This window comes from Vibrio sp. D420a, assembly GCF_030248625.1.
GTDB classification, from domain to species: domain Bacteria; phylum Pseudomonadota; class Gammaproteobacteria; order Enterobacterales; family Vibrionaceae; genus Vibrio; species Vibrio fortis_A.
On record NZ_JAHGAN010000007.1, the window covers coordinates 170,831 to 183,569 of the forward strand.

At 46.2% G+C, this 12,739-nt stretch carries 12 protein-coding genes; 5 read left to right on the top strand and 7 right to left on the bottom strand.

The window, feature by feature from the left end; translation table 11 throughout:
• Positions 1 to 14 precede the first annotated feature (14 nt).
• Positions 15 to 572: an HTH-type transcriptional regulator PuuR gene (gene puuR / locus KI743_RS07705; RefSeq protein WP_032553788.1), complete on the bottom strand. Its 558-nt coding sequence runs from the start codon at positions 570 to 572 to the stop codon at positions 15 to 17.
• A gap of 16 nt (positions 573 to 588) precedes the next feature.
• Complete coding sequence (locus KI743_RS07710) at positions 589 to 1,335, bottom strand: gamma-glutamyl-gamma-aminobutyrate hydrolase family protein (protein ID WP_032553786.1); 747 nt, start codon at positions 1,333 to 1,335, stop codon at positions 589 to 591.
• 342 nt (positions 1,336 to 1,677) lie between these two features.
• Between KI743_RS07710 and KI743_RS07715 the strand changes: the two genes are divergently transcribed.
• Together KI743_RS07715 and KI743_RS07720 are read left to right on the top strand one after the other, a co-directional pair.
• Positions 1,678 to 3,021: a glutamine synthetase family protein gene (locus KI743_RS07715; RefSeq protein ID WP_032553783.1), complete on the top strand. Its 1,344-nt coding sequence runs from the start codon at positions 1,678 to 1,680 to the stop codon at positions 3,019 to 3,021.
• Positions 3,022 to 3,038: 17 nt separating this feature from the next.
• Positions 3,039 to 4,514, top strand: a complete 1,476-nt coding sequence (locus KI743_RS07720; protein ID WP_150896917.1) for a Na+/H+ antiporter NhaC family protein — start codon at positions 3,039 to 3,041, stop codon at positions 4,512 to 4,514.
• 81 nt (positions 4,515 to 4,595) lie between these two features.
• Here the strand turns inward: KI743_RS07720 and KI743_RS07725 are convergent, their stop codons facing one another.
• Positions 4,596 to 4,979, bottom strand: a complete 384-nt coding sequence (locus KI743_RS07725; protein ID WP_285465839.1) for a DUF4345 family protein — start codon at positions 4,977 to 4,979, stop codon at positions 4,596 to 4,598.
• An 8-nt stretch (positions 4,980 to 4,987) separates the two neighbouring features.
• Positions 4,988 to 5,929 carry an SDR family NAD(P)-dependent oxidoreductase gene (locus KI743_RS07730; protein WP_285465840.1) on the bottom strand — a complete coding sequence of 314 codons (942 nt, stop codon included), beginning with the start codon at positions 5,927 to 5,929 and terminating at the stop codon, positions 4,988 to 4,990.
• Positions 5,930 to 6,043: 114 nt separating this feature from the next.
• Between KI743_RS07730 and KI743_RS07735 the strand changes: the two genes are divergently transcribed.
• Both KI743_RS07735 and KI743_RS07740 read left to right on the top strand, forming a co-directional pair.
• Positions 6,044 to 6,967 (top strand): LysR family transcriptional regulator, encoded by a 924-nt coding sequence (locus KI743_RS07735; RefSeq protein WP_150897399.1) that lies wholly within the window; start codon positions 6,044 to 6,046, stop codon positions 6,965 to 6,967.
• A 140-nt stretch (positions 6,968 to 7,107) separates the two neighbouring features.
• On the top strand, positions 7,108 to 7,731 hold the full coding sequence (locus tag KI743_RS07740; protein ID WP_285465841.1) for a triacylglycerol lipase: 624 nt from the start codon (positions 7,108 to 7,110) through the stop codon (positions 7,729 to 7,731).
• Positions 7,732 to 7,789: 58 nt separating this feature from the next.
• On the opposite strand, the gene KI743_RS07745 is transcribed toward KI743_RS07740, so the two are convergent.
• Entirely contained in the window at positions 7,790 to 8,764 is a 975-nt protein-coding gene (locus KI743_RS07745; RefSeq protein ID WP_032553772.1) for an arginine deiminase-related protein, read from the bottom strand.
• A gap of 433 nt (positions 8,765 to 9,197) precedes the next feature.
• Here KI743_RS07745 and KI743_RS07750 point away from each other — a divergent pair, with 433 nt between their 5' ends.
• A complete protein-coding gene (locus tag KI743_RS07750; RefSeq protein WP_150869802.1) occupies positions 9,198 to 11,048 on the top strand; it encodes an ABC transporter ATP-binding protein in 1,851 nt (616 codons plus the stop codon).
• 192 nt (positions 11,049 to 11,240) lie between these two features.
• Here the strand turns inward: KI743_RS07750 and KI743_RS07755 are convergent, their stop codons facing one another.
• Positions 11,241 to 11,657, bottom strand: coding sequence for a MarR family winged helix-turn-helix transcriptional regulator (locus tag KI743_RS07755; RefSeq protein WP_032553769.1), 417 nt, complete (start codon positions 11,655 to 11,657; stop codon positions 11,241 to 11,243).
• A gap of 9 nt (positions 11,658 to 11,666) precedes the next feature.
• Positions 11,667 to 12,563: a CDF family Co(II)/Ni(II) efflux transporter DmeF gene (dmeF, locus tag KI743_RS07760; protein ID WP_285465842.1), complete on the bottom strand. Its 897-nt coding sequence runs from the start codon at positions 12,561 to 12,563 to the stop codon at positions 11,667 to 11,669.
• Positions 12,564 to 12,739 lie beyond the last annotated feature (176 nt).

Below are 12,739 nucleotides of genomic sequence, written 5' to 3' on the forward strand. Positions count from 1 at the left end.
AAGGCAAGGCCCACTTAGAATGTGGTTGGCGTATGCGCGCTTATCATTCGACAAGCCTTGTCTGTGTGATTTGTAAACTTATGCGGCTGAGTTGTATCAATGACGTACGACTCGCCTTGTTTAAGGACGTAAGATTGGTCTTTATACTCAAGCGTGATTTCACCCTCAAGAATGGTTCCGATCTCTTCGCCTTCATGTTTAATTTCTGCCGCACCAGTCGTGCCATGTGGGGCATACTCTTCGATTAAAAACCCGATGACCTGCTCTTTACTGCCGTTGGTGACTAGCTTCATTGAAACGGACTCACTGCCCATCTCCACCAACTCATCAGGGGTAACGACAACCTTTACTTCATCACTGGCTGGCTTTTCAAAGGTGAAAAACTCCGATAGCGACAAAGAAAAAACGTTCACTATTTTTTGCAACGAGCTCACTGAAGGGCTGACCTTAGCGTTCTCAATAGAGGAGATAGCACTATGTGTAATGCCAGCTCGCTCGGCTAATTCTCGTTGTGACAATCCATGTTCTTTTCGTAACTGAACAATATTTTTACCAATCTCTTGATTGTCCATTTATCTGGCTCCTAACTTATAGAGAGGCAGCCATCATAAATTCTTTGAACAAAATTTGTGAGAAATGATTGGTTTTCGCTTTCCATTCTGGGTGCCACTGCACGCCAACAAAGAATTTTTGTCCTGGAAGGCTAAATGCTTCCACCAAACCATCGGGGGCTTTCGCTTCCACTTGCAGTTGCGGAGCCAATTGGTCAACACCTTGATTATGAAGGGTGTTCACTTCAAAAAAGACCGTGGTTTCCCAGTGATTCTCTGTCAGCCATTTTTCAAAAAGGCTCTGCTTTTGCACCAGTACCGCATGTGATGGTGCGTATTTCTCTTCAAAGTCATCGACTTGGATCTCTCGATGATCATTAAAGCCGGAATCGTGAACCGCCGGATTTAACGAACCGCCCAGCGCCACATTCATCTCTTGAAAGCCACGGCAGATCCCTAAACATGGGATGTCTTTATCAATGGCTTTGCGCAGTAATGAAAAAGAGAGCTCGTCGCGCGCTTCATCTTTCTTTGCCTCTTGATGCGTCGCGTTGTAGTGGTGTGGCGCAACATTCGAGTGACTGCCCGGAAATAAAAAGCCATCACACATCTCAAGGATTCGTTCGATATCTTCACTCGACATATCTGGCGCCAACATCAGCGGCAACCCGCCAAAATCTTTTACTGCCGCTAGATAGAAGTCATTAACGGCTTGTATTTGATAACCACCCAACTCTTTCGCGCAGCTAACAATTCCAATAATGGGTTTGCTTTGTGTAGACATGTTACTTCCGTGCTCGATTTATTTAACACTCACACTACAAACCATGTACAAAATTATCAACACCGATGTTCGATATTCTGACCAAATCGTGACCAACGCCTCTTTTTTGGTCAAAAAAACGGCTAATTTTGCTCATTATATTGAGCAAAAACCGATCAGCTGTTACAAATAGTTAACAAAAACATCTTTCAAAAAATTTACAACTTGAAAGAAAATCAAAATAAACCATTGTATTTTAAGCAAATAAAACAAAATCTTTAGACTTTAGTCTTATCAATACAACTCAGTTGTTTATTTTTTGTTGCTTTAGGTTTGCTGTACAGAGGCTAGTTGGAGAACTCAATGGAATCGTATCTACAGGAAGTTAAAAATTTTCGACAAAAATGGCCCAACATCGAGTTTGTTGATCTCATTTTCACCGATATCAATGCCACGCCAAGAGGCAAAAGAATCCCAGTCAATGCGCTAGAGAAGCTAACGAAAGGGGTAGCACTACCGCTGTCTACTATTACTCTCGATACTAAAGGCAATGTGGTAGAGAGCGCAGGGTTAGGTGAAGACCTAGGCGAGCCGGATAACATCTGTTTCCCTGTTGCTGACACACTGATGCCAACAGCAAAAGAGTCAGTCGGCCAGATACTGTTAAGTATGATGGATGAGACAGCAGAGCAACCAAGTCCGCTATTCATTCGTAATATCGTCGAAGACATGCTCGATAAACTGCACGCTAAAGATCAGTACCCATGCGTTGCCTTAGAACTTGAGTTCTACCTCATCGACAAAAAACGTGGCGAGATGGGCGCTCTGCAAACCGCTATTAACCCAACCAAAAAGTCACGCGAGAAAGATACCGAGGTGTATGACCTAGACGGCCTCGATGACTACGCAGATTTTCTCTCCGATCTTAACAAGGTCGCCCAAGAACAAGGGTTAAATACCTCTGGTGCACTCTCTGAATCCGCACCGGGGCAGTTTGAGATTAACTTCAACCACTCAAAAGACGTGCTCAAAGCGTGTGATGAAGTGATCATCGCTAAGCGTCTTATCCGCCAGATTGCCCACCAGCACGGTTTTGATGCCACGTTTATGGCTAAGCCGTTTGGTGACCAAGCCGGTAATGGCATGCACATTCACCTTAGCTTGGTGGATGCTCTCGGCAACAATCATTTTAGCCAAGCCGATGGCGAAGCCAGTGACCTCTTTTATCAAACCATGGCCGCGATGTTGGCTCAGACATCCGATTCCATGGCATTGATTTGTCCTAACGTAAACTCTTACCGCCGTTTTGTTCCTGGCGCTTACGTACCTACGAAAGCCGATTGGGGAGAAAACCACCGTGGTGTTGCGATGCGTGTGCCCATCAGCGATAGCAAAAATCGCCGAATTGAACATCGTATAGCAGGAGCTGACGTTAACCCTTATATTCTCGCTGCAGTAGTACTTTCCGCGGTATTAGCGAGTGAAAACTATACCAAAGACCAATGTCCTAAAGCCCTCAGTGATGATGCAATTGACCTACCGCTGCGTATGTCAGAGGCACTCGACCAGCTAGAACGCAGTGAGCTGGCTCCGTACATCTCTAGAGACTTTATCGATTTATATTTAGCTTGCAAACGGAGTGAACTCGCCGACTTTGAACGCGAAATCACCCCATTAGAAATCGAATGGATGTTGCACTCAGCATAAATAAAGGAAATATACGTATGACTACGCAAACCAAGGCGTTGGACGCGCCGCTGAAGATCAACACTCAACACATCATGGTATCCCTATTGGTGGTGGCGACGTTTGTGTTCTTCACTTCAATCGGATTGAACCACCAAGAAGGGGAAGCTTACGGGTGGATGAGTTTGCTTCCGACTGCTCTGGTGTTGGTGTTCGCACTGACAACGCACCGCACCGTAGAAGCGCTATTTAGTGGCACGATTGCTGGTGTGTTGCTACTGAACCCAACAGAAGCAGTGGAGCAGATCGTTGGCATCTCAATGGATGTGATGATGAACGAGACCATTGCATGGATCGTGCTTGTTTGTGGTCTGATGGGCGGCTTAATTGCGATTCTAGAGAAGGGCGGCAGTATCTTAAGCTTCTCTGATATGCTGGTGACTAAGGTTAAAAGCCGCAAGCAATCTATGTTGATGACCTTCTTCCTCGGTATTCTGATCTTCATTGATGATTATCTCAACGCGATTGCTATCTCCTCTTCAATGAAAAAGATCACGGATGGCTACAACATTTCGCGTGAGAAACTCTCTTACCTAGTGGATTCGACCGCGGCACCTATCTGTATTCTGGTTCCGATTTCAACTTGGGCAATCTTCTTTAGCTCACTGCTTGAAGCAAACGGCGTTGCTGAAGCTGGCCAAGGCATCAAAGCCTACATCGAAGCGATTCCTTACATGGCTTACGGCTGGGTAACACTGGCAATTGTACTTCTCGTTGCAATGGAAAAACTGCCTGACCTAGGCGCAATGAAAGTCGCTGAAGAGCGCGCGAAGAAGGGTCAAGTTCGCCCAGATGGCGCAACAGATATCGACTTTGGCGCAGACATCTCAGCACACACTAACCCAACCATGGGCCTAATCAACTTCCTACTACCAATGGTGGTATTAGTTGCAGCGAGCTGGTACTTCGGTATCGATCTACTAGCCGGTGTGTTTGTCGCAATCATCTTCACTATCTGTTTCTACGGTGTGCAGCGTCTGATCTCGATGAACGACATGTTCGAAGCGGTCTACGACGGTATCAAGGTGATGTTGTTGCCACTAGCAACGGTAATCGGCGGCTTTATGCTGAAATCGGTTAACGATTCTCTGGGTGTAACTCAATATGTAATCGAAACGGTGAGCCCTTACCTATCTGCATCTTACTTCCCTGCGATCATCTTCATGATCACTGGCGCGCTGGTATTCGCGACTGCATCATCATGGGGTACATTCGCTGTAGCAATGCCAATCGTATTGCCACTTGGTGAGCAGCTTGGCGTACCACTGCACCTTACTGTAGCGGCGCTACTATCAGCATCAGCAGCGGGCAGCCACTCTTGTTTCTTCAGTGATTCAACGGTTCTGTCAGCACAAGGCTCAGGTTGTACATCAATGCAGCACGCTACGACTCAGTTCCCGTACGCACTGATCGGTATCATCGCAACTGCTATCTTCTTCTTAGTGATTGGCTAAGAAGCAAAACAAGCTTAATTAAAAAATCCGAGTGTTTAACGACACTCGGATTTTTTACATTACTCGTCTCCAGAAACTCGCTCAGTAAAAGCCGCCATGTTTCATGTGCACAAAAAGCAAGATAGAGGCGATCACCAGCTCTAGAACCAATGGCGGGACGACCGCTTTATCGAATCCGTCCAGAACCAGACCGACCACTCGCCCGGCCGCGACAGCCAACATCACCACGGCAACAAAGAAGTAGCCATCGGTGTCGTTATTAAGAAGTCCAGTCGCGATAATATAAACGCTTGCCAAAAATAGGCCGCCCATTACTGAACGAATCGTGTTCATACCCGCCTTACCAATCGGCTCCAAAGCGAAATTTGCCAACATTTTCTTAGGTGCAAACATCGACATCATGCCAAGCCCAGTCAACATCAACGCAATCACGCCAACCAATGTATTCATTACTGTATCCATCATATCTCTCCTTATGCTGGTGTTTTCGCTGTTAAAAACTGTTGAATCGCTTGATACGCGTTGTCTTGCGCAGAACTATTGTTAAATAGTGGTTCCAGTGTCACTTGGTCGATCACAGCCCCTGTCGGTGAGCCGGCTCGGCTCGCATAAAATCGGCCACTCTCAAAACTCGCGTTAAACAGCCCCTCTACGTAGCGTTTCGCCCCTTTCTCAACACTGTGCATCATGCCAAACAACGGCATAATGGTTCCGCCGACGTACTTAAAGAACACCTTTTTCAACAGTGGCAAATCATCCATACCATTGGTGCCTGTCGTGCCACCAGGGCTGATGGTTACAAAACGAAGGTGCGGGTGCTGTCTCGCCATCGAGGACATCCACAGAGTACCAGTCAGTTTAATGGTGCCGTAAACATCCAGCGGATCCGCGTTTGAACCAAATTTGCTGCCGTCTGCAATTGACGAGAATTCCTGTACCGAGGTGTCCTTTAGCTCAGGCTTAGCAACACCCATTCTTGGTACACCGCGCGCCGTCTCTGAGCCCGCATAAAGAATGGTCGACGTAACCAACTGCTTTTTCACTAGCTCTTCTACAAGTACTACATGGCCCAGAACATTCGCGGCAAAGATAGTGGTCACGCCATCTTCGGTCAGTTGATGTGGTGTTCTTCCCCCCGTACCGCCTGCATTCAGAATCACTGCATCAACTGGGGATTTCATTTGCGAGACCGCCTGTTGCACAGAATATGACTCGGAGACATCAAGTAGCAGAATCTCGAACAAATCTTTGCCTGTTGCTTCAACCAGCTTTCTCTTCGCTTCGTTCGCTTTCTGTTGGTTTCTGCAACCCAAGTAAATCTTCTTTATGCCACTTTGTTGAGCCAACTGGCGCGCTGCTTCAAAGCCTAAGCCAGCGTTGGCACCGGTAATTAATACACTTGTTATTGAGTTCATCATGTTCCCTTCTCGGTGATGTTTAACGTGTAATTAAGCTAACATGATTGAAAAATGGACTGTATATAGGTAAAAGTGGACACTGTGTTTCAAAAATGAACCATAGGCAGAATTATGCTGAACAATGAGACTTACACCTTTAACTGGGATGACCTGAAGATCTTTCTCGCGGTGGTACGCAGCGGAACACTGCGTGGGGGAGCCGAGAGCATCAAGATCAATCACACCACGCTCACCCGTCGCCTGTCAGTCATGGAAGAGCAGATTGGTAGTCGACTGTTTGACCGCTCCAAGCAAGGCTTACAGCTCACTCAGATAGGAGAAGAACTGCTCCCATACGCTGAGCGCGTCGAAGAGGAGATGGTCGCAGCATCACGCATGATCATTGGCAAAGACAGTGAGCCTGTTGGCACCGTTTATGTCTCTATGCCTCATGGATTAGCGATGACCTCGATCATGGATGACCTAGCACTCTTTGCTGAGCGTTATCCAGATATCACACTTAATCTCAATTTCGGTAACGACATCGCTAACTTGAGCCGTCGTGAATCAGACGTCTCGATTCGCATAGCCAATGAAGTTTACGACGACGCCGTAGGTCGACGCTTGGTTCAGATGTCGCAAGCGGCTTACTGCACCCGAGAATACGCAGAGAAAGTAAAAGACAACGCTGGCGAAGGGCTACACTTTATTGGATGGCACGAACCAGAGGGGGATGTCAGTGCTCAGTGGTTAAAAGAGAGCTTCTACCCAAAAGCCACACTTAAACACCGAGTTTCGGAGCTAGTCCCGTTGATAAACTTAGCCGCTTCAGGACTTGGGATGGCTTATCTGGCATGCAATTTAGGTGACAGACACCCAAACCTTGTGCGCGCTCCATTTCAAAAGCCGCTGCCCTATCGAAGCATCTGGTTGTTGCTGCACACAGACCTACGCCGGACTGCAAGGATTCGTCGCTTTGTCGACTTTCTCGGCGAACAGATTCAATCACGTGAGAACGAGTTTTGGGTGACGGGAACCGTGGCAAAAGCTGATTAGGCAAATCATGAATAACTCCCCAATAAAGACACTCACGTAGTGGCTTTTTTCATACTCGATCTTCACTCTGTTGCAGTCGATTTATATTGAGTTTATTTAGGCAAATAAATACACTGAAGAGAGCATTACTCGGAGGTGAAATGAACAATAAAAACAAGCACATAATATTAATTCACGGCCTCTATATGCCTGCATTGATCATGCAGTATCTAGATAGAAACTTTAAAAAGCGCGGCTTTCAAACTCACAAGTTTGCCTATAACTCTTTGCGCTTTCCATCCGCTTCCAAACGATTGAATCGATTTGTCACTGCTCGCTTTGACGAAAATGATGAGGTCTACTTCTTTGGACACTCACTCGGTGGTTTACTGATTCGTCACTACTTCAAACATTATCAGCCCAAATTTGCCGATACTTGCATCATTACCGCGGGCACGCCACACAATGGCGCAACTATAGCCAAGACACTCTCGAATCATGGACTCGGATTCATTTTTGGTTCAACCAAACATATCCTCAATGATGGGCTTGGCGACTATGATAACGACGTGCCGATCGGGGTTATCACTGGCACTTATGATGCGGGCGTAGGTAGAATCGTACTCGGAAAGAATCATGGCGATGGAACGGTCACACTGGCAGATGCCAACCTAAAAGGGGCAACCGACACCTGCGCACTCAACCTCAATCACACCGCTTTGGTGTATTCGAAAGAAGTGGTGCAGCGATCCAGCTACTTCATTGAGCATAAAAGCTTTCGTTAAGAGAGTTCAGATACAAAAAACCACTTCATCATGAAGTGGTTTTTTAATTGTTTGCAAGTTACAGGCGATTCACTCTGGTAGGTAGGAACACCTCACCAAGCATGCAACGTACTGAGCCACCGCCGATATCTTCGATTGTCTTCACGTTGAATGGTAGCAGTTTACCGTGCGTCGCTAGCTGAGCGCGTTGTGCAGGAGAAAACGCGTCAAAAGCTGACTGCGACATCGCAATCACTTTATCGCCATTCACAGTTTCAAGTTGAAGGATGTTGCCACAGAAGCGGTTCATCTGATCAATTGAAATCGAGATCACTTGTTTGTCTTTCGCAAGGGACTTCACGACAAAGCGACGCTCGAACTCTGGGATCACTTCATCACAGATCACGCAGAAGTTATCACCAATCGCCATCATCACATTGGTATGGTAAATCGGGTGGCCTGAAGGCAGAGCTGTTTGGAAAGAAACCACTCGCGAATAACCGATACGCTTGGCGTAGTCTTCCAGTACTTCTCTATCACAGCGTTGAGAAAGGGCTGCATAGATGGTCTTGTTGATGTGGTCGATCACCATTACGCCCGTACTTTCAAGGTAAGCACCCTGCTGTAAGTAAGATTCAAGCGTGTCCACATGGTTTACGATACGACCAGATGCTTCAAGCGCTTCGATGAGAGCGTTAGGCTTCACTTCATGTTGGCGGTTTTCACACGCCATTGGGAATGTATATAGGCTGCCATCACTAACAGTACTAAACCAGTTATTTGGGAAAACCGCATCCGGTGTTTCAACACCAAGCTCAGGATAATCAAACTCGACTACTTGCACGCCTTCTTTGCGAAGTACCTTCACCATTGCCTTAAACTCAGCCATGGTTTGCGACTTTACTTCTTCTTGAGTCAAGTTAACGCGCTGCTGAAATTCATTGTCACGCGCGGTCTCTTCGTTAAAACGAAACTCTTTAGGTGGCACCATCACTACACAGTTTGCATTTTGTACATTCGTTGTTTGTAGTGATTTTTCATGTAGGTTTAACATCTCAACTGTCCCTATCTGGAATTTACCCGCTAATTGTAAACAGGTTGTTACGAGAAAAATCACTGAATTATTGATAATTTCATTAGCTAACCTCAATAATTCCTGTCAAATGTCCGATTCTCCCTAATTTTTACTGCACCAACTTGAGCGCCGCCCTCTACTCACTTATCGCATCCTATTCGAACAGTAATATTACGCTAAGTGTCAGTTTTGGTTACAATTTAATCCAATTAGCGTTAGGATAGCCCTGTTGCATAACACGTTGATCCCGCGGCAGTCAGTCAACGTCTCATTTCACATCAACCCTAACTCATTAAAAAATAACTATGATTTCGCTTATCGCGTTGTCATGGACTTGTTTTACTCGTGATCTAAAATCACCACAATAATTACAACTTTGCACACAGATGCAGAGGTTGACTAAGGGAAATCTATGTTTAAGAAATTTGAAGGCTTTACCGAGGCCTTCCCAAAAGACGAACCAATACAGCCCCCAAGCGGCATATTGGCTTTTTGTCGACATTACACACGTGGCTTTGAAAAACCATTACTGCTTCTCGGCTTAATGAGCATGACTATCGCAATCATCGAGGTTGCCCTGTTTGGCTACATGGGCCAGCTCGTGGATTGGTTGTCGACCAGTAATAAAGAGACCTTCCTTGCGGACAATCAATCAACATTGATTGGTTTAGGGGTTCTGTTATTGGTCATCATGCCAGTCATGATCGCGATATACTCTCTGTTGCTTCACCAAACTTTGCTGGGCAACTACCCAATGTCGATTCGTTGGCTTGCCCACCGCTACCTTCTCAAGCAGAGCCTCTCTTTCTATCAAGATGACTTTGCAGGACGTGTCGCAACTAAGGTGATGCAAACATCATTGGCCGTTCGCGAAACCGTGACCAAAATGGTCGATGTATTCGTCTATGTGACAGTCTACTTTACGGCAATGCTATTCATGTTGGCCGAATCCGATTGGCGCTTAATGGCTCCAATGCTGATCTGGCTATTCGTCTACGTCGGTATTCAGTTGCATTTTGTACCTAAGCTAAAAGATGTCTCTTCTGAACAAGCCGATGCGCGTTCATTGATGACAGGTCGAATCGTGGATAGCTACACCAATATTGCGACGGTTAAGCTGTTCTCACACAGCAAGCGTGAAACGGAATACGCTGAAGAGGGAATGGAAGGTTTTCTAGACACGGTTTACCGTCAAATGCGTTTAGTGACTGGCTTTAACGTGTGGGTTGAGTTTGCTAACTACCTACTGGTTTTCGCCATCGCAGGTATCTCGATTTATCTATGGTTAGATGACGCGATCACCGTTGGTGCGATCGCTATCGCGGTCAGCTTAGCACTGCGTATCAATGGTATGTCTAAGTGGATCATGTGGGAAATCGGTGGCCTATTTGAAAACTTGGGTACCGTTATTGACGGCATGAAAACGCTAGCTAAACCAATCGCTATCGAAGACAAGCCGAACGCGGAGCCATTGCAAGTGCCTCAAGGTGGCATTCACTTTGATAACGTGAGTTTCAACTACGGTGAGAACAAAGGGGTCATCAACAACCTTAACCTCAACATCAAACCGGGTGAAAAAGTAGGTCTCGTGGGTCGCTCAGGTGCTGGTAAATCAACGCTGGTTAACTTGCTGCTTCGCTTCCATGACGTTGAAAAAGGTCGCATTCTGATTGATGGGCAAGAGATCGCAGAGGTTACGCAGGACTCGCTGCGTAGCAACATCGGTATGGTGACACAAGACACCTCACTACTTCACCGCTCAATCAAAGACAACATCCTTTACGGTCGCCCAGATGCGACTGACGAAGAGTTGTATGCAGCGACCAAGCAAGCGCATGCTCATGAGTTCATCGAAACTCTAACCGACCCGTTCGGCAACTTAGGTTACGATGCACAAGTGGGTGAGCGTGGTGTGAAACTGTCAGGAGGTCAGCGTCAGCGTATCGCGATCTCTCGTGTACTTCTGAAGAATGCACCGCTATTAGTACTTGATGAAGCGACATCTGCACTCGATTCTGAGGTAGAAGCAGCAATTCAAGAGAGCTTGATTGAGCTGATGGAAGGTAAAACGGTGATTGCGATTGCGCACCGCTTGTCGACTATCGCAGCAATGGATCGCTTGATCGTGCTAGATCAGGGCAATATCGTTGAAGAGGGCACGCACCAAGAGCTCATTTCACAAGACGGCATCTATGCTCAACTGTGGAATCATCAAACAGGTGGCTTTATCGGAGATGATCTGGAACAGGCATCCAACGCTTAAATTGTATGCAATTTTAAATATGCGGGGCGATTCACACTAATTTGTTAGATAGTCGTAAATTGGGCGTAGCAGAATGTTATGTCGTAATTATATAATATGACTAACAGACAAAGACGCTTCGCTTGCGCGTTCTGGAATAAGGCTAGACTTCGGGGGGAGGCTAGCCTTTTTTATTGGCTGGCTTTTTATTAACTAGAACTTGCGATTCATTTTCTCTAAGCATGCTGTCAAAACCTGTGTCTCTTCCGAAGAGATGCCACTGGTTAAGTCATTCACTAGCTCTAGGTGTAACTGGTTATGCTGGGTATGAATCGCTTGCCCTGCTGGCGTTAAGTCAACCACGATGGCGCGTCTGTCTGTGGGATGCTCGCAGCGCTTCACTAACTCTGCTTTCACTAACTTTTCAATCTGAACCGTCAACGTTCCCGTCGTAATTCCAAGCTTTTCGGACAGCTCTTTCATACGCAGAGCACCATGAACACCCAACACTTCGATGGTGTGTACCTGAGCTAGCGAATAGCCCGTCTCTTTCACAACCGATTGCTCCCAAGAAGACATCTTGTCGTAGAATTCGGTAATAAGCTGACTTAGGTGTTCAAGGTTTTGCATGACAAATGACTAATTTAATTCAAGAGTAAGATGATTAATCTTATCAAACTTCGCCAGTCGTTGCCTAAAGTCATTCACGCTCAAATCACCATTTGATCGCAGCGCAATGGCTGCCGAATAGTGATGACCGCTGATTCTCCATATGTGCAAATCGATCACCTCTGCATCCGGCGCAAGCTCTTCAATAATCTGCTGGCGATAGTTTGAGTCAATGCTTTCGTCTAGCAGGATCGGGCTCGTTTGTTTAAGCAGGTTCATTGTCCACTTTAAGATAACGACGGCACCGACCATACCCATAATCGCATCTAACCAGTTCCAACCGTAGAATTTGCCAAACAACAACGCGACGATCGCCAACAAAGAGGTGAGCGCATCAGCCAACACATGCATATAAGCAGCTCTGAGGTTGTGATCATGATGATGGTGGCTGTGGTCATGGTCGTGATGTTCGTGATGTTCGTGATGATGATCACCCAATAAGAACATACTCGCCACATTCACAGCCAAACCGATACAAGCCACCACTATCGCTTCATTGAACTGGATAGCTTGAGGATTTAGCAAGCGATGCACCGACTCAGTAAACATCAACAAAGCAACAATACCCAGCGCAATAGCACTGGTGTAGCCACCCAACACACTCACTTTCCCCGTACCAAATGAAAACCGATCACTGTTTTCATGCTTCTTCGCATAGCGATACGCAAATAGCGTGATACAAAATGCGGCAGCGTGGGTCCCCATATGCCAACCATCGGCCAACAACGCCATAGAGCCATATACCGTCCCTGCCCCGATCTCCACCACCATAGTGACTACGGTTAACAACAAGACATAAAAAGTCCTTCTTTCACCCGTTTGGTTACGGGCAGAAAAGTGGTGTGAATGCTTAACTTGAGGGTTCATCGTTATTCCATTTTAGTTTGATAATCAAAATACTTGCCTATCAATGTAGTTTGACTATCAAACAAAGTCAACGATCAAGCTATGATCCACGGCAAGCTAAATTTCATGATTAGTCTAGATCCATAAATAAGCTTGCTGCTTTCTATTTGTTTCTTTCCTGATTTTTTTTAAAATGC